We start from the raw sequence: 15,428 nt of genomic DNA on the forward strand, positions 1-15,428 counted from the left end.
TTTGTTAAATCAAACTCCAGTTGAACCAAAAGCCCCATCTCCTCTCACTGTATTCTCGATTTTGGCAACCTCTATGAATTCAACCTCTGGCAACTTTTGAACCACAATCTGGGCGATTCGATCACCCGGATGAATGATAAAAGATGATTTTCCAAGGTTGGTTAAGATAACCCCAACCTCACCACGAAAATCACAATCAATTGTACCAGGCGAATTAAGGACAGTTACTTGGTTCTTTAGTGCGAGACCTGATCTTGGTCTAATTTGAATCTCATACCCTCCTGTTATCTCGAACGCTAACCCAGTAGGAACTAAACGAGTTTCCCCTGGTTTGATTACCATCAATTCATCAATTGCCGCTGACAAATCAAAACCAGCACTACCTATCGTTTGGCGTGCTGGTAATTGGGCATTTGGATGTAATTTTCTCACTTTTATTTTCATGCACTCACCTTTCCTTTCCGTTCGATTTTCTTGATCTTACGAGGTTTCTCATAAGATAGATCAGGATCAAATTTAACTGACCCGAACATCGTTCCAACCACTTTATCAACATCAATTTCACCCGAATTATAAAGATCGTAAAGCTCACTATAATTTGTCATCTATCATTTCTCCTTTGTTTTTGGATATAAAAAGAACCAAACTTTTTAGTCTGGTTCTTAGCGAATCGGACATGCTCCACCTTCGCAATCATCTATGAGATTCTCGTCATCTTCACTCACAAGATTAAAGCCTGTAATTTCCCAAGGTTTCTTTTTGATTTTTGCGCTCATTTCCTCATACTGCTCTTTTGTAATCTCTTCAAGCGGCATTTGTGGGTAGGTTCCCACGGCATGAGGTAACAGGGAAGTAGATTTGATTACTCCTTTGTATTGGTCAAGAATCTGGGCTATTTCCTCAATCTTGTCTTCCTCTTTGCCCTCCTCCTGCTTGAATGTCAAAGTTGCGGATACTGCATTATCTGACCAATAATTAGCCAATAACGCCTGGTTTGCAGCTTGTTCTTGTAACGGAACCTCTCCAGAACCTTTGAAACCTTCTAAATGGGCTGTTGGTGCAGCGATTGGGAAACTGAATACAAGAGTATTCGAATCATAAATCGGGTTCCCATTTTGGTCTACACCTTGATAAACGGGCTCGTGATCATAACCACATTCTTTCAGCATTTGGACAATAGGAGCATTTGCAGCAACCCGAATTCTACGAATCATGTACTTTGACCAATGGTGATGAATTCCAGCAGAAACGCCCATAAGTAAAGACAATGTCCCAGAGGGTTTAACTGTTGTAACTTTTATTGATGGTTCTGCTTCTAACTCATAGGCTTGTTCCAAATTATATATTTGCACCCATCTATACATACTGTCTAAATAGTACCTTATTCCAGGATCGTCAATTGATTCAAATTTCATTAATAACCAATCAGTAAATCCTGTTATTCCTACTCCTAACCGTCTATGATGGTATACTACATCTCTAGTAGCTTCCCACTCATAAGGACGGAATGTGACTCTATACGCAAATCGAGCTGCTAATTTACAAACTTCCTCGCAGAGTGTTCGAGGTTCTTTCCCACTTGAAATCAACTCATGGATTTTAGGTATATTGATTTCAAATAGGTTACATGGTGAGGCATTAGGCAAGGTGATTTCCCCACACGGATTAAAGCCTTCAACCTCTTTATCAATCCCCTCTTGATAACCATCTGCAATTCGCCCATAATTACGGGACAAATTGATATTTGTATATCCAGGCTCCCCATTGTAGTAAATATTCTTAGCCAATTCCCTGAGCGTTTCTAAATCAGTTTCTTCACTAACATCCACACTATTATTACTAGCCCAACGCCATTGAGAGGCAATTTGATTCTTTTCTAGGTTGTAGTTTTTGGACTCCACGAAATCCTTGCCCTCTTGATCACCAATTAGAATTAAAGCAGTACGGCGTACATTTCCAGCCACAACACAACATCCGATATTCTGGATAATATCGCCCCAATCAACGGAGGTTAATTTCTCCCCTACTCGATTGTTTAGGATTTCATTTACTCTCTGTAACATTTGAACCAATGGTGCAGGACCCGAAGCAATACCACCAAATCCTTTAATTTCGGTTCCTCTCGCGCGAATACGGGATAAATCAATTACAATATTAGATGAACTACCTATAAAATGACTATCAATAACTAGACTTAACGCTCTTACCCATCCTTCACGGGAATCTTTGATTGATAAAATGGGACTATCAAAATTCATAAATTCGAAATTAGATACAACACCCAAAGGCTTCAATTCACTGTTATAATCTGGGTGATGAGTTATACATTCAAAAGTTATATTTACTTTTCGGGCTACTTTAGGCATTTGCTCCACATTTTTTTGTTGAACATTAACCCCTACTCCACCTCCCAGCATTGAGTTATCAAAGGTGAAAGCAGCAGCAAAAGAGGGAAGAGGGGTATTAGGTAAGCCTAATACAGGCTTAATTTTAGAATCCCCATAAGGTTGAGGACGCATTGATACAAACCAGCAATTATTCTCAGCGGCTCCAACACGCTCAGCAAATTCCGTACCAGTCATCCACAATCCGCGACCAGGTGGACATATTACCAAATTAAAAAAGAGATGATAAAACCGCTTCATCTCCTTTACTAGCTCTTCTTTTCGGTTGTCAGTCCATTTCCCAATTTCTTTTAATCGGTTAGCTTCAATATTAAAATTCCCTTCTGTGACTCGGTGACATGTTTCCCACCATTGTTCCATGGTGCCGTTCGGTTTCTTGCGTGAATAGGTTCGTAAGTAAACTACATAACCTAAACCATCAAACCCCCAATCAGGATTTTTTCCTTTATATTGACTAATGAATGATTCCGGTAAACTAATTAATTTTTTCATCTGCATTCCTCCTAATCTTGTTTTATTAAAATAATTGCAGGGCCTTCAATGTTAATTTCTTCTTGATAAGTAGTAATTATGGCATTGCTATGAGGCTCTATAAAAATGGTACTGACTCCTTCTCTCTTTTCAAGCTCTTCAGATATTTCCTTTGTTGAGTAATCTTTCAGCGGTGTTGTATTGCATATCAAATTTCCGAAAAATTTATTACGTAAATATCTGTCCCTATCGCTTTTAAAGTCATCACTCATGGTATTCAAATCCACTGTCCATTCCTGTTTATCTAGCTCTAAAACAACCTCTTCAACACGCTCCATTCCGTGATGAATATGAATATATTCAAGACAATCTTGAATTGACTGCATGTTGAAGCCTCTTTTTTCTATTACATCTTTTGCCTCTGCTTCTGTCGCTCTATACTCAACCATTAACCACTTTACAAACTCATCAGTCGTCATTACATCAGAAACAAAATCGTCTACAATGGATGAAAATACAATCCATTTTCCGTTTTGTTCCACGTTAAATCTGGGCATTATTTATCCTCCTCTGATTCATACTCCATTCCATGCTTAACCTTAGCGTCATGGATCGCCCTTGAAACCACTCCATCTACAAAGTGACCAAACAGTGTTTTAGGCATATACTTATCAGGCTTAACCTCTCTGAGCGTCTTTCCGTCTTTAGTAGTTTGATTACCAGCAATAAGAATCCCAATATCTTCAAAGAGTGGTGTTAGTGGGGATTCTTCTAATTTCTCGTTTGTCTCGCGTTGCTTTTTCATGAGTATAATCCTTTCTCTAATCTCTCAGATAGTAATAACATTGCTTGGCTAACAGCTTCTGTCAATTGCGCCAATTCTTCGAATGTCAATTGGTCGATAATTTCACTCAAATCATCAAAATCCATTGAAGGCGTTAATCCTTCCCAAACAATCATTTTAATATCCTGAGTTGTATAATAACTGGATTCCTCTTTTAGAATTCCTTTAACGTTTAGGGTAAGAATAGTCCAAAGATTATAACTTAAATATCTGGGTTCATCTAACATTACCAAGATTTTTTCACTGCTCATTCACTTTAACCTCCTTCTCTAATTTTCTCATTTTTATTAATGCAAACAGCGGCCCACATGACAGCCTCTTCAAGTTTGGTTAAGGTTAGGGATTTTTCACGGCTATTCGGTAAGAGTTCAATGACTACCTTCATCAGTTTGTCGGATTCCTCTTTCAATATTTGCATTTTATCCATACATATCAACTCCTTATAAAATTAAGAGACTTCGTACCAAGCAACATGAGTTCCATTAGTGCTTTTTAGACACCAAAAACGCCACAGACAAGCCTTGTTTATCAAGTCCATGACGTTTTTGGTACTTGCAACCCCTAGGGGTTGCAAACGAGCACCACTATTCCAATCATTAAAAAAACAAGTAATAAATTAAGCCAAATAAGCATTAAAAACATGAAGATATTTATTAGAACGTCAATCCACTCTTTCAATCTGCTCAAACAACCACCCCATTTAGAAACTAAAAAGGACGCTTTAATTTGCGTCCTGTTCCTCTTTAAACTCTCTTAATACATCGCAGATTATATTAAAAGTTTCATCCACCCGATCAGGTTCGTGGAACAACATACTCCATAACTTGATTTTGATTTCTAATTTTTTCTGTTGGTATCGCTCGTGGTTCCTTGCTACATCAATATCAAACTGCTCAGGGTTAAATTCATATTTGCTTGAACCCATATTTGATTGTTTCTTCATTTTCATCCCCCGATCTATCCCGAAGCACGGCAAAAAACATTAGATTCTCATACATTTTTATTGGGCGTGATTCCCCATCTTGTATATCTTTAATTTCAATGTTTGAAAAAGCTACCTGTTTATTGAATCTCAACTCTAGATATGAATTCACAATTTGATAGATATCACCTATATCAAGCTCAATGAACTCTTTTAGTTCTTTTTCCATTAGTTATCATCCTCCCCAATCAAAAAAGCGATACACACAGCACATGCATCACTTTCATCTTCGTTTTCAAATTGATAGTTACCTAACATCTGACTAACAACCTTCTGAACTTCTTCTTTGCTTGCCTTTCCTGTTCCAGCTACCCGTTTCTTAATAGTCGTAGGAGGCAATTCTTTAACCTCACAATCCAAGATACTATAAACAGCTCCTACAACCCTCTGGATCGCCTTTGTAGCCTGATTATGACGTACATACCCAGACTCAATAACTACTACATCAATATCATAGTCCAGTATCAACCGTGATATATGATATTGAATTCGTTTTAATTTCTGGGTTAAAGTATGTTTGGGCTTGGCTTTAATGTGACCCACTTCAAGTAATTTATAAACCCCTTTCTTAGCCTCAATCACGGCATAGCCGGGAGATGAAAGAGATAAATCTAAGCCTAGCATTATGATGTTATCAACCCCTCTCCCAATGTCGAACCACAATTCCTTTTTTAAATGGAACCTCTTTACATGTTGATCTTTTCGAATCTAACCACTCATGCCAGTAGTATTTACCCTCCGTTTGAAACTCTGATTTATATACAATCTGCCTTGCTTCTTCTTCAGATTCAGCAATCACAATAAACTCACTATCTTCCTCATAATCCCAATCTAACCGACCCAAACAGTATAATTTATTCAACCCACTCACTCATTCAAGTTCATAATCCTCAGCCTCTTTCGCTTTCTTCTCTAATTCAATTACTCTTTTTTCCAATTCAAATAAGATATCTGCAAGTGCCGAAATTGAGGCTCTCAGAATATTTATTTCAATCATTCACAACCACCCCCTAATCTGATCAATGTAATCAAACATAAGTTTATAAGTTTCTAAGATACGTTTATTTACTTTGGAGTCGTTGTGGAGTCCCATTCCTGTATACTCTTGTTCTAATTCGTCTATTTCATCAGGTGTTATTGATCGAGCGATTACATTTTTGTAATTGTTAAAAGTCCATTTTGAAACATCTAATTTAGGTGGTGTTTCGTTCTTCACCATCTCCATTACTGATTCAAACCGTTCTAGTAAGTCCGTTCGATCCTCATCCATGATTCGATAGTAAAAGCAACGCAAATCAGGGTATTTAAGCTGCTCATCAGCGCTCATTTCCCAACTCTTTTTAGATAGATTTCCATATAGCAGTAAAAACTCATCAACTCCATATAGGATCGAATAAGCAACCACCTGTTTGACATGGTCAGGATCAGGACCACGCATAGAAAATTGACTAGTCCTAGCTGATGACGTTTGCTTGCTCTTTATTTCTAGTCCAATCCGGGAACCATCTTTGTACTGAATTATTCCATCAGGTTGTCCTCCAATGGGAACACCTGAGTAAATCCCGTATGTCTTGGCGAATTCTTCCCACATAGGAACCTTTAACATTTCCCCTGATTTCGTTTCCATTGTGGTATAGGTTGGTTTGAAAGCTGGATCATTACCGGTCATTTTCTGATAATGCTTATGGATCGCTAACAAATCGTGCTGAATCAAGTCCCCAAACATACCTCCAAGTTTCTGCCAACGCTTTTGGTGTGGTTGAATTGAATCTTCATCTCGCTTATCTCCTTTAGCCATGTGGTAAAGTTCCCGCAAGCAAGATGATGCACTAGAAGGATGAAAATAATGAACCCCCCGTTTTTTCAATCCTTTTGACGGAGGGTTTAGAATCGCTTCATATTTGATTTTATGAATGTAGGCTTCTAAATCCAGGTCATAAGGTTGCTTTTGTGAGTGAAAATTGTTGATCATAGAAAGGAAATCAGTTGTAAGCTGTTCTCCTCTTCGTGTAGTACTTTCCGTTTCCATCTGATCTATGATTTCGCTTGCTGTGCTAGTGAACATTTTATCTCCCCTTTAAAACAGCTCAATTTTTCTTATATATGTGACTTTCCGTTTTCGATCTAATAGGCTATTTGCCGCAAACTCTATGACGATTTTTTCAGGTATTTCTTCCTTCTTTGCATACCCATACCAAAAATTAGTCATTCTTTTGTGAGAGTACTCACAACTACATGCTTCTCTTCTGCTTTCAAATTCTGCATCACATTTTTCACAATGCCACTTTGTTTTAGGCATTATATCATTTCTCCTTTTTCGGTCTACAATTCTCAAAATCCCACTCATCCATTCCGTATTCCTCTGCCCAACGAGGCATCACGACTGTATCAGACTTTAACGGAACCGTGAACCAATCAGGGACGGTTTGCGTCATGACTTCCGAAAACAAATCCATGTTCTTAATGGTCACATCTTTTTTCGGAACTTCAATAATAATTTCATCGTGGATCGATGCAACCAACTTCCAGCCTCTTTCCCGACAAATCTGAGCCATTTTAATACCGTTTAATTTGATAATGTCACTGGTTGCGGAACCCTGAATGACTGCATTGAAACACTCTCTTTCCATCCCTGCTTTTCTTGTCCTTGGTTTCTTTAGAAGGGTTAATTCAGCTTCTATTTCTTCTAATCGTTTCTTATCTTTAATCCGCTTTCTTTCACGGTACAACTTCATCAATTTAGGTTCGTTTTGTTCTGCTTGTTTAACAACCTTTTGATAGTCTGCAAATCTTCTCTTGCGTCCAAATAAGGTTTCAACATAACCGTTCTTTTTCATAAATTCAATAGTATCCTTAACCATTTGATCGAAAGCCGGGAATGATTGATTAAAACGATCAAAAACCAACTGAGCAACTTCCAAAGTTACGTTCATTGTTTCCGCAAATCGTTTAGGTGTCTGCTGGTAACTCATAGCTAATACTCCCTGCTTCATCATCTTTCTAGGAAAAAAAGCGGTTGCTGGTGCTTGGTTTTTGTCTTCTCCACCAGTTTTAGAAACTGGATCATACCAACCATTGTCACGGCAATATTTTTCTGGTAAATCAAAGGCTAACATAGCCATTGTGGTATATAAGTCTTTTCCGTCTAGAAAAATTTGACGCAAAGAATTATCACCATATTTGGTATACATGATATGGGCCTGTACTCTTGGTTCCGCTTGACTTAAATCAGCACCAAGAAACATAAAACCAGGAGAAGGAACCATACATTTTCTAATTGCGGTTCCTTCCTTCGTGCGTGAGGGGATGTTTTGCAAATTGGTGCCCTTGCTAACTTTTCGATTGTCTAATACTAGCTTTCTAGCAATAGCAAAACGGTTAGAATCGGTTATAAATTCACCTATCATATTGCTTGTTCCCCTTGGTCCATTTGCGAATAAGGCATGTGTTCACGTCTGAATTTGGTTACTACTTTTTCAGCTTCCTGTTTATCTAGAAAATAGCCTAAATGATGCATTTTACAATCAACTTGTACTAATGCTCTCCACTTACCTTTTTCTTTATCTAATGTTACTCCTCTGATGCCTGATTTGTTGTTTTTAAAGGCTCCTCTGTAATTCTGCAAATTTTCTTTTTGGGCGCATGCCCTCAAATTAGTTTTACGATTATCTAATGTACACCTATTAATGTGATCTACTACTTTTCCAAAAGGAAAATCTAAAATGAACCTATGCAGTTGAATTGTTTTATATTTTTCTTTACCGTTGATCGTTCCGCTGTAATAGGTATTTTGAGCATAACCCCCACCTACCGGGTTATAACACCATCTGCGCCCCAATTCAATCAAGCTAGGTAAATCCTCGGTATCAATCAAAACCTCATGAACATCACCATTTCTACGGACAATAAAAAAAGCCGTGGTTTCCCCACGAACTTCATAATCATTGAAAGGCATTAATTATAACCCCCATATTCGTTTTTAAGCTCTTTGTAAACATCTATTGATCGACCAGAATACGATTTACTTGCATAACGGCCCGTTTTAGTTCCTGTTGCGTCAAAGAGTGAATGTAATCTACCATCAACATCAATATTGTTAGGTATTGATCGTGTGTAAGTGGTTATTAGTTTTTCGTACTTACTAACTTCTGACAGTGGTTTAAGTGCTGATTCCTTCTCAAAATACTTCTCTAATACCGCTTTAGAAGTAGATCGAGATTTACCAATTTCAAATTCTGGGGTAATGTCTTTGATTCCAAGGTGGTCATAAATCAAATAGGCTTTATGATTACTGTTAGTAAGCGAAAACCCAGATATATGATTAGGATAATTTTCAACCGTTGCTAAAACTGGTTTCTTTTCTAGATGTTTCTTTAACTGAGATGTTAAATTTGAGTACTTTTTAAGGTGTGTTTTACCTTGTACTTCAACCTCTTTTATACTTGATTCAATTTTGTTTTTACGTTCATTCCATTTGTTTATACGTTCTTTTTGTTTTGCTTGCCAATCTTTAATCTTTTTCTGGTTGATGGTTTCGCTCATTTTTCTAACAAAACTATCATTGATATTATAAAAGTCGAATAGTCCTTTTTCCGCATTTTTTAACTGGTTTTCAAATTCAATATTAAGTTGGTTAAGTGCTTCTAAATCAACATTGAATCCAGTTCGTTGTAAAAATACATCTGTCTCTGGTAGTTTTGAATCAATCAAGGTGTTACATTGCCATAGGTTATCTGTTTGTATCATCATTTTTATCTGCCATTCGGTTAATTTCCAACCATACAAAACGTCTAAAATAGCGTAAATGCCTACTATTTCTATATTGAATGGTGCAGGTGAGCATTTAGAAAAAAGATCCTCGAATGTGTAAATTTTATGATCAATTCCAAAATACTTCCCATATTTCTGCACCAATCTTTTTAATCCATATGATTCTTCGTTCTCATTTAGTAAGTGCATAGCATTTAAGCTATCAAAGACACAACCCTTAATTTCTATCCCATCGTTTAACCCCATATGCAAATCAAAACGAGTAGCTCCGAAGTGCCAGGATTTTCCCTCATTGGGATTCTCCATATAAGGCTTAATAGCAGTCAAGAACTTAGAACGGGTTAATTGCTTTGATTCATCTTGCATTTGATACTTATACGGAATCTGATTTCCGTTGATTTCATCGATTCCAGATAAATGAGTAAAAGGTAGATAGAAACCTATCTCCTGCAATGGTAACCAACACGAGTAACCCACTGTCATATCTAAAAACCAATCTGTACCTGTTGTTTCAGTGTCCCATGCAATTAGAGATGTAACCCCTAATTCATCCCATCGTCCAGCCCATTCTTGCCGTTGTAACATGCATTCCGCGTCTAAATCATCAATAAATTGAGCCAGCTCGCTATCATCAGTCAAGACATAAAAGTTATCAGGTTTGGATCGTAGCAACTCATCAATCCGTTGCTTCCTTAATTCAAGGTTCTGTTGATGCTTCAGCTTTTTTCCAATTCTCATAACCTCAGCCTTGGTTAACGGTCCGTCTTTGTCTCGCTGTAAATCTCCTTTTTCAAACTGCTCACGAACTAGGGGGATTAACTCCTGTTCCTTTTTGGTTAGGCTCTTTTTATTGGCTATCTCATCTAATTGGTCTATAAGAGGTTTCTTAGCCTCTGAGACGGCTTCTATACGCTCTCTCGCCGTCTTTGTGTCGATATGGGTAGGATTGCTTAGGGTTAACTGGAGATTCAGATTCATTTAATCCCTCCTAATGGACACTTTTAGACTCGAATCTCATTTCAACACCTAACTGCTTGTTCAACTCATTACAGATTCCTTCAACTAGCAAATCTGCCTGAACAAACTCAGATTTAATCTCAATTTCAGTAGCAATTTCTAAATACTTTAACAATAGAGCAACTCGATCCTCATTCATAATTACCAACCTCCTTCTCCTGTCATAGCTTCCTCATAGAGTTGATCCAAACACTTGCTAAACACTCCATGAAAGTATCCAGGTAGATTCTTGATGTTCATCTTCTTTGTTTTCATAAAAGCAGTACGTAAGGCATAAAGACCAGTTTCAACTAATTCAGATTCAAGGTAAGCATCTTTGAGATACTTGATTTGTCCTAAGTAGACACCGTATAACTGATAGAGTAATTTCTTGTCCTCTACAAAGGAAAAACAAATCGATTTAAATCTTTCATACGGGCTCCAAATACGTTTTTTATTTATATTGATTTCATTGCTTTGATAGATTTCTGTTTCAGGTTCCGAATTTTGTGCTTCAGGGCTTGTCTTTTCTTTGATTTCTGCTTTCTCACGGAGTTCCATATTCGGAGTGTCTTTTACTTCTTCTGATACTTTTTTAAAGGGTTGGAACACATAGAGGTTAGCACCATGACCACCTGATTTAATCCTCATCATGTGATGCTTTGTAACCATTCCTAATGCCTCTAATAGCTTCAAGGATCGAATAACGGTACTTCTAGATAGTTCTGCTATCTCAGCTATTGAATTAATCTTCAGAAAGGCACAACCAACGTATTTAGCAGCGAAACGAGCAAGGACTTTGTAGATAGTTATTGCTGATTTAGTGAGGTTGTGCTTCTTGTTATACAAGTGTTGGCGGATTGATGAGTTTAAAGAATCGATATCCTTAAATTGACTGTACTTTTTAGACAAGGTTACGTATTCGGAATTCAGGTTACTCATGGTGCTTCTCTCCCGTGTATCTATTTTGTTGACATGAAAAAGACCCCCAATAGGAGGTCTTGCTTATTAACTCAATTCAATTAACATCTGATCAAAAGTCTTTAATTCGTCCCCGACTTTGATATAATCAGCGTCTTCTCCATTCCAGTCCTTGATATCAATGATTACCAAACGTTTACGCTTTTTGGGTTTGTGTTTTTCAAGGGATAACATTTGTTTTCTCCTTTCCTTAAATTGAAAAAGAGTACCCAAATCGGTACCCTTTGATCTATGATTTGATCCATTTTTTCCTAACTGCTTCTTTTACAGATACATCCAATCCTAAATTCTCTTTTACTTTCATTAGATCAACAGTGTCATCTAAAACTGGTTGTCGATCACGCAACATTTCTGGAGTCATTTCATCTTTTTTAACCATCTTTTCAAACCCGTAATTATCAGAAACAACTTTATTTGCGATTGAATTAGCTTTCATATAATGTTTCGGTTTTGCGTCTCTAATTTGGCTGATTTGCTCCATTGCCTTTTTCTGATGTTCCTTGTCCATCATTCGAAAGACTGCAAACCCTTCAAGCCCTGATTGTTTCCGTAGGGTTTTTAAAAGATGTTTAACCCACTTTTTAAATTCGATTGCTTCCTTGCGTCTTGAATTAAGTATTGCCTCATAAATACCAAATTCCGAAATGATAGGTACTTTAGGTTTATATTTAAAGTCTTGAAAGCAACCCGCGTAATCTTCGGGTTGCTTTTTCTTCCAATTGAAAGAGTCTATTTCCTGTTGATCCATTCGTTTTGTCATATCGTTCGAATCACGATAACCCAATGCTCCAGCCACATCTTTAGCAACCGCCCACCATTCACCATCTTCACCTAAAACAAACCGAATTTCATGATCTAACCACTTTTCGATCTTGATCAATTGAATAACCTCCAAGATGATTTTTAAGCAAACAAAAAAGGAGGTAAACATTGCTTACCTCCTTGAAAACTGAAGGCACAAAACCTCTTTGTGCCTGAACTGCCAAATTGATAGGTATGAAAAAAAGAAGCCCAACAAATGAGCTTCTAATCCACCTTTGCAAACTAAATTATTAATCTGGAGAAAGTGCCTTAATTAAACCGTCAACAAAAGCGTTATTGAGTTCTTCACGAATTTCTTGTTCACACTCTTTTTTTACCAATAAGACAAATTCCCCTAAATCCTTAAAAGAAAAAACAAAAGAACCCGGTTGAATTAACCTAGGTTCCTGTAATTTTCGCTCATAAGCGTAATCTCTTGATACTTCCATTCAACCACTCCTTAAAAAGGCAAATCATTTGCTGCTTCTTTCACTTCTTCATCTGTCTTTATTGGATCAACTTCAGGAACTTCAAAACCGATTCGGGTAACATCAAATCCGATTTTAGTAAGGTCTTGGATCATTTGTTCATCTGATTTTGTGTAAAGGACTTTGGAGAATAGTTCTTGATTGAATACTTGACCTGCTGTTGCTTCGAAATGAGATTTCTGAGTTTCATTTAAGGAAGTAATGTTCATTACAGGTGTTAGCATAACAGTTGTTTCTGTTTTTTCACCCATCTTTGATAGCTTAAAAGGAACTGTATAAACAGATTCTCCGTACTCTTGGATTTGTGAAGCTAATGCTTTCCCTTGTTTTCGGGTGAATTCAATAACGATTTCATCACCTGATTCCAAAGTAAAAAAGCCAAACAATATTTTAGGCTTAGCTTTCAAGTCATAGATTAATTTACTTAACTGATCATGACCTTCAGGTTTGTAATTGTGTTTTTCCTTAACATCTTCTAGTTGGTTTAAATCTTTATAAAGCTCTTTCACAGCCTTATCAAATGGATCATCACCATTGATATGCGCTAAACAAGCTGAGTTGTAAATCTGGTGGTTTTTAGACAAAAAATACCCGCCATGCGATTTATACTCTACAAAATCGGTCAGTGACGGGATTCGTACTAAAACAGATTCTCCTGATTTTAAGTTTCTTTTATATTTCTTAATATCATCTGTGTTTGTATTCGATTGTTCCGGCTCATCTACTAAAACCTCTGCTCCGCTCTTAGTAAAATAGTCTGTACTACTCATTTAATCATCCTTTCTAGTTCATTCGGTGAGTATAAAAAAGTCCCTCTATATACTATAAGGACACCTAAACCCGAAATTAGGACAAAAAACAGGGAGTTTTCGAAAAAAAATTTATATCTTAAATTTGTAGTAGATTTTAACGTGATTTCCGGGTAAGACATGGATTTTCTCGATCAAAGTTTCTAGGATGCTCCTTAGTCTCATGGTATCCGTAACTTTTAGGCTGATAAACTCTTCTATCTTGCCCCAAACGGAATCCACCAAATAATCCGTATTGCCTATGTTATCCAGTTCTCCCCCCACCTGAGCATGTTCCTTTTCTAACCTTTCCGTATCCTCCTTAATTTTACTTTGCATGAATTCATATTGATTGGGGGTCAATTGGTCACGATTTTGAAATAGATCGTACATATCCTCATTTAACTTTTGTAGTTTCATCGTAATAATCTCCAGTTTAGCCTCAAGCTCTCCCGTTGGTGTGTCAACACCTACAATAAGTTTGGATAATGCCTCCCGTGATACGATTGATTTTAAATCTTTTCTCACCACATCAAGTACATAATTTTCCAGTTCATCAGCAGGAATCCGAGCAGAATCGCAATAAGAAGCCCCCTGCTTATGTTTTAGACTACATACATAAACCCTATTTGTTTTCCGTTCCTTTCTCTTTAGAACAATATAGGATGACCCACAGTTGGGACATTTAATAATACTGGATAGTAAATGTTTTGCATAACGTGGTTTAATATATGGTATCGCATCTTTTCTCTGCGCCAATAGTCTTCTAGCCTCCTCAAAGGTTTCTTTGTCAATAATAGCAGGATGACAATCATCAATTATAGTCCAAGATTTTTTATCATTTTTAACTCTCTTAGATTTCTTTTGTCCATTCTCACTATTACTGTAATCTCGGTAAGTAGTAATACTGGTTTTATTATAAAGAATCCGACCCAAATAAACCTCATTTTTTAGCATACCCAAGACATTTTTACTTGACCAGTTATTACTATTTCTATATAGGATACCTTGGCTACTCAAATGTCTAGATATTCTAAGGGCTCCATAGTTATGTTTTGTGCATAGCTCAAATATTTTTTTTACCACAATTGATTCTTCTGGATGAGGGACTAATTTTCCTGTGCTCTTCTCAACCAAATAACCATAAGGTGGGGGACCGTTCCACTTACCGTCCTTTGCTCTTTGCTTCTTGCCCATCCGAACCTTAAGCGACGTTTTGACCGATTCCTGCTCAGCTAGGGCTGCTTGAACCGTAAACATAAAATCAGAATCAGGTTTATTAGAGTCATAAGACTCCTCATAGCTCAGAACCCGCAGTCCTTGACTCTTAAAACGAGATAATAGGTCTAGAGCATCTTGAGTATCTCGTGCAAAACGAGAGATACCTTTAAACACAACAGCTTTAATTAATCCTTGTGATACAGCATGTCTAAGACGTTTCACTTGAGGTCTATCATAAATAGACCCCAAATATCCTGAAATGCCGAAATCTCGGTAAATATGAGCTTCTGAGACTACACCTAACCCCATTTGTTGTATATATTCTTTTAAGATGCTAACTTGATTGTTAAAACTACTCTCTTGTTCGTCAGTTGAGACTCTGACGTAAATTGCACAAATTTCTTTTTCTCTGTTCAACTTATCACACCATCCAATATAATTGATAAACTATGTAAATCATTTATATATTAGTAAACCTAAAAAGAGTCAATTGTTTTCAGTCAACTCTTTTTCTTTTGCTTTTCTCACAGTCACTTTTTTTCCATTTTGGTTGATTTCCTCGTACACAAGACCCGCGATAATAGTATGTATATCTTGATCACCTGAGACCCGACTACACGTAAAAAGAGGCTTTTGATTTTTCCGTTTACTTTTATTTGTCATAGGTCCTCCCTTGTGTGA

25 protein-coding genes are annotated in these 15,428 nt (G+C 37.1%); all 25 read right to left on the reverse strand.

Annotated elements, in window-relative coordinates; genetic code table 11:
* Positions 1-9 precede the first annotated feature (9 nt).
* On the reverse strand, positions 10-444 hold the full coding sequence (gene dut, locus BUB71_RS05945) for a dUTP diphosphatase (RefSeq protein WP_073153806.1): 435 nt from the start codon (positions 442-444) through the stop codon (positions 10-12).
* Positions 441-605: a hypothetical protein gene (locus BUB71_RS19450; RefSeq protein ID WP_175552295.1), complete on the reverse strand. Its 165-nt coding sequence runs from the start codon at positions 603-605 to the stop codon at positions 441-443. Before BUB71_RS19450 ends, dut begins: the two co-directional genes overlap by 4 nt.
* A gap of 57 nt (positions 606-662) precedes the next feature.
* Complete coding sequence (nrdJ, locus tag BUB71_RS05950) at positions 663-2,897, reverse strand: ribonucleoside-triphosphate reductase, adenosylcobalamin-dependent (RefSeq protein ID WP_073153809.1); 2,235 nt, start codon at positions 2,895-2,897, stop codon at positions 663-665.
* Between the two features lie 11 nt (positions 2,898-2,908).
* Positions 2,909-3,433 (reverse strand): BC1881 family protein, encoded by a 525-nt coding sequence (locus BUB71_RS20295; RefSeq protein ID WP_073153812.1) that lies wholly within the window; start codon positions 3,431-3,433, stop codon positions 2,909-2,911.
* Positions 3,433-3,681 carry a hypothetical protein gene (locus BUB71_RS05960; protein ID WP_073153815.1) on the reverse strand — a complete coding sequence of 83 codons (249 nt, stop codon included), beginning with the start codon at positions 3,679-3,681 and terminating at the stop codon, positions 3,433-3,435. The genes BUB71_RS20295 and BUB71_RS05960 overlap by 1 nt, the downstream gene beginning before the upstream one ends.
* A complete protein-coding gene (locus BUB71_RS05965; protein ID WP_073153818.1) occupies positions 3,678-3,971 on the reverse strand; it encodes a hypothetical protein in 294 nt (97 codons plus the stop codon). The genes BUB71_RS05960 and BUB71_RS05965 overlap by 4 nt, the downstream gene beginning before the upstream one ends.
* 5 nt (positions 3,972-3,976) lie before the next feature.
* Positions 3,977-4,147 (reverse strand): Acb2/Tad1 domain-containing protein, encoded by a 171-nt coding sequence (locus tag BUB71_RS19455; RefSeq protein WP_175552296.1) that lies wholly within the window; start codon positions 4,145-4,147, stop codon positions 3,977-3,979.
* 294 nt (positions 4,148-4,441) lie between these two features.
* Entirely contained in the window at positions 4,442-4,663 is a 222-nt protein-coding gene (locus tag BUB71_RS05970; protein WP_073153821.1) for a hypothetical protein, read from the reverse strand.
* Positions 4,626-4,871 carry a hypothetical protein gene (locus BUB71_RS05975; protein ID WP_073153824.1) on the reverse strand — a complete coding sequence of 82 codons (246 nt, stop codon included), beginning with the start codon at positions 4,869-4,871 and terminating at the stop codon, positions 4,626-4,628. The genes BUB71_RS05970 and BUB71_RS05975 overlap by 38 nt, the downstream gene beginning before the upstream one ends.
* Positions 4,871-5,326 carry a crossover junction endodeoxyribonuclease RuvC gene (locus BUB71_RS05980; protein WP_073153828.1) on the reverse strand — a complete coding sequence of 152 codons (456 nt, stop codon included), beginning with the start codon at positions 5,324-5,326 and terminating at the stop codon, positions 4,871-4,873. Before BUB71_RS05980 ends, BUB71_RS05975 begins: the two co-directional genes overlap by 1 nt.
* 10 nt (positions 5,327-5,336) lie before the next feature.
* The gene (locus tag BUB71_RS05985) at positions 5,337-5,564 is read right to left on the reverse strand and encodes a hypothetical protein (RefSeq protein WP_139278995.1); all 228 of its coding nucleotides are present in this window, start codon (positions 5,562-5,564) and stop codon (positions 5,337-5,339) included.
* A 9-nt stretch (positions 5,565-5,573) separates the two neighbouring features.
* Positions 5,574-5,699, reverse strand: coding sequence for a hypothetical protein (locus BUB71_RS20185; protein ID WP_281248179.1), 126 nt, complete (start codon positions 5,697-5,699; stop codon positions 5,574-5,576).
* Complete coding sequence (locus tag BUB71_RS05990; protein ID WP_073153834.1) at positions 5,700-6,767, reverse strand: hypothetical protein; 1,068 nt, start codon at positions 6,765-6,767, stop codon at positions 5,700-5,702. It lies immediately after the preceding gene.
* 12 nt (positions 6,768-6,779) lie between these two features.
* Positions 6,780-7,001, reverse strand: coding sequence for a hypothetical protein (locus BUB71_RS05995; protein ID WP_073153837.1), 222 nt, complete (start codon positions 6,999-7,001; stop codon positions 6,780-6,782).
* A gap of 4 nt (positions 7,002-7,005) precedes the next feature.
* Positions 7,006-8,109 (reverse strand): DNA polymerase, encoded by a 1,104-nt coding sequence (locus BUB71_RS06000; RefSeq protein WP_073153841.1) that lies wholly within the window; start codon positions 8,107-8,109, stop codon positions 7,006-7,008.
* The gene (locus BUB71_RS06005; RefSeq protein ID WP_073153845.1) at positions 8,106-8,657 is read right to left on the reverse strand and encodes an HNH endonuclease; all 552 of its coding nucleotides are present in this window, start codon (positions 8,655-8,657) and stop codon (positions 8,106-8,108) included. Before BUB71_RS06005 ends, BUB71_RS06000 begins: the two co-directional genes overlap by 4 nt.
* A complete protein-coding gene (locus tag BUB71_RS06010) occupies positions 8,657-10,450 on the reverse strand; it encodes a DNA polymerase (protein ID WP_245815534.1) in 1,794 nt (597 codons plus the stop codon). The genes BUB71_RS06005 and BUB71_RS06010 overlap by 1 nt, the downstream gene beginning before the upstream one ends.
* Positions 10,451-10,460: 10 nt before the next feature.
* Positions 10,461-10,628, reverse strand: coding sequence for a hypothetical protein (locus BUB71_RS19460; protein ID WP_175552297.1), 168 nt, complete (start codon positions 10,626-10,628; stop codon positions 10,461-10,463).
* A gap of 2 nt (positions 10,629-10,630) precedes the next feature.
* On the reverse strand, positions 10,631-11,410 hold the full coding sequence (locus tag BUB71_RS06015; protein ID WP_073153848.1) for a helix-turn-helix domain-containing protein: 780 nt from the start codon (positions 11,408-11,410) through the stop codon (positions 10,631-10,633).
* 66 nt (positions 11,411-11,476) lie between these two features.
* A complete protein-coding gene (locus BUB71_RS19465) occupies positions 11,477-11,623 on the reverse strand; it encodes a hypothetical protein (protein WP_175552298.1) in 147 nt (48 codons plus the stop codon).
* A 55-nt stretch (positions 11,624-11,678) separates the two neighbouring features.
* A complete protein-coding gene (locus BUB71_RS06020) occupies positions 11,679-12,380 on the reverse strand; it encodes a BRO-N domain-containing protein (RefSeq protein ID WP_175552299.1) in 702 nt (233 codons plus the stop codon).
* A 121-nt stretch (positions 12,381-12,501) separates the two neighbouring features.
* Complete coding sequence (locus BUB71_RS06025; RefSeq protein WP_073153851.1) at positions 12,502-12,699, reverse strand: hypothetical protein; 198 nt, start codon at positions 12,697-12,699, stop codon at positions 12,502-12,504.
* Positions 12,700-12,710: 11 nt separating this feature from the next.
* Positions 12,711-13,508 carry a hypothetical protein gene (locus BUB71_RS06030; RefSeq protein ID WP_073153855.1) on the reverse strand — a complete coding sequence of 266 codons (798 nt, stop codon included), beginning with the start codon at positions 13,506-13,508 and terminating at the stop codon, positions 12,711-12,713.
* A gap of 111 nt (positions 13,509-13,619) precedes the next feature.
* Entirely contained in the window at positions 13,620-15,164 is a 1,545-nt protein-coding gene (locus tag BUB71_RS06035; RefSeq protein WP_073153858.1) for a recombinase family protein, read from the reverse strand.
* A 69-nt stretch (positions 15,165-15,233) separates the two neighbouring features.
* On the reverse strand, positions 15,234-15,410 hold the full coding sequence (locus BUB71_RS19470) for a hypothetical protein (protein WP_175552300.1): 177 nt from the start codon (positions 15,408-15,410) through the stop codon (positions 15,234-15,236).
* Positions 15,411-15,428 lie beyond the last annotated feature (18 nt).

The sequence above is a fragment of the Seinonella peptonophila genome (assembly GCF_900129355.1).
Taxonomy (GTDB): Bacteria; Bacillota; Bacilli; order Thermoactinomycetales; family Thermoactinomycetaceae; genus Seinonella; species Seinonella peptonophila.

Excerpts from the sequence above, each read along its gene's own strand:
- BUB71_RS06000 (WP_073153841.1), bottom strand. The coding sequence starts at position 8,109 with ATGATAGGTGAATTTATAACCGATTCTAACCGTTTTGCTATTGCTAGA.
- BUB71_RS05965 (WP_073153818.1), bottom strand. The coding sequence starts at position 3,971 with ATGAGCAGTGAAAAAATCTTGGTAATGTTAGATGAACCCAGATATTTA.
- BUB71_RS05995 (WP_073153837.1), bottom strand. The coding sequence starts at position 7,001 with ATGCCTAAAACAAAGTGGCATTGTGAAAAATGTGATGCAGAATTTGAA.
- BUB71_RS05975 (WP_073153824.1), bottom strand. The coding sequence starts at position 4,871 with ATGGAAAAAGAACTAAAAGAGTTCATTGAGCTTGATATAGGTGATATC.
- BUB71_RS20185 (WP_281248179.1), bottom strand. The coding sequence starts at position 5,699 with ATGATTGAAATAAATATTCTGAGAGCCTCAATTTCGGCACTTGCAGAT.
- BUB71_RS06030 (WP_073153855.1), bottom strand. The coding sequence starts at position 13,508 with ATGAGTAGTACAGACTATTTTACTAAGAGCGGAGCAGAGGTTTTAGTA.
- BUB71_RS19460 (WP_175552297.1), bottom strand. The coding sequence starts at position 10,628 with ATGAATGAGGATCGAGTTGCTCTATTGTTAAAGTATTTAGAAATTGCT.
- dut (WP_073153806.1), bottom strand. The coding sequence starts at position 444 with ATGAAAATAAAAGTGAGAAAATTACATCCAAATGCCCAATTACCAGCA.
- BUB71_RS19450 (WP_175552295.1), bottom strand. The coding sequence starts at position 605 with ATGACAAATTATAGTGAGCTTTACGATCTTTATAATTCGGGTGAAATT.
- BUB71_RS20295 (WP_073153812.1), bottom strand. The coding sequence starts at position 3,433 with ATGCCCAGATTTAACGTGGAACAAAACGGAAAATGGATTGTATTTTCA.
- BUB71_RS06025 (WP_073153851.1), bottom strand. The coding sequence starts at position 12,699 with ATGGAAGTATCAAGAGATTACGCTTATGAGCGAAAATTACAGGAACCT.
- BUB71_RS06015 (WP_073153848.1), bottom strand. The coding sequence starts at position 11,410 with ATGAGTAACCTGAATTCCGAATACGTAACCTTGTCTAAAAAGTACAGT.
- BUB71_RS06020 (WP_175552299.1), bottom strand. The coding sequence starts at position 12,380 with ATGTTTACCTCCTTTTTTGTTTGCTTAAAAATCATCTTGGAGGTTATT.
- BUB71_RS05980 (WP_073153828.1), bottom strand. The coding sequence starts at position 5,326 with ATGCTAGGCTTAGATTTATCTCTTTCATCTCCCGGCTATGCCGTGATT.
- BUB71_RS06010 (WP_245815534.1), bottom strand. The coding sequence starts at position 10,450 with ATGAATCTGAATCTCCAGTTAACCCTAAGCAATCCTACCCATATCGAC.
- BUB71_RS06005 (WP_073153845.1), bottom strand. The coding sequence starts at position 8,657 with ATGCCTTTCAATGATTATGAAGTTCGTGGGGAAACCACGGCTTTTTTT.
- BUB71_RS05960 (WP_073153815.1), bottom strand. The coding sequence starts at position 3,681 with ATGAAAAAGCAACGCGAGACAAACGAGAAATTAGAAGAATCCCCACTA.
- BUB71_RS19470 (WP_175552300.1), bottom strand. The coding sequence starts at position 15,410 with ATGACAAATAAAAGTAAACGGAAAAATCAAAAGCCTCTTTTTACGTGT.
- BUB71_RS19455 (WP_175552296.1), bottom strand. The coding sequence starts at position 4,147 with ATGGATAAAATGCAAATATTGAAAGAGGAATCCGACAAACTGATGAAG.
- nrdJ (WP_073153809.1), bottom strand. The coding sequence starts at position 2,897 with ATGAAAAAATTAATTAGTTTACCGGAATCATTCATTAGTCAATATAAA.
- BUB71_RS19465 (WP_175552298.1), bottom strand. The coding sequence starts at position 11,623 with ATGTTATCCCTTGAAAAACACAAACCCAAAAAGCGTAAACGTTTGGTA.
- BUB71_RS05970 (WP_073153821.1), bottom strand. The coding sequence starts at position 4,663 with ATGAAGAAACAATCAAATATGGGTTCAAGCAAATATGAATTTAACCCT.
- BUB71_RS05990 (WP_073153834.1), bottom strand. The coding sequence starts at position 6,767 with ATGTTCACTAGCACAGCAAGCGAAATCATAGATCAGATGGAAACGGAA.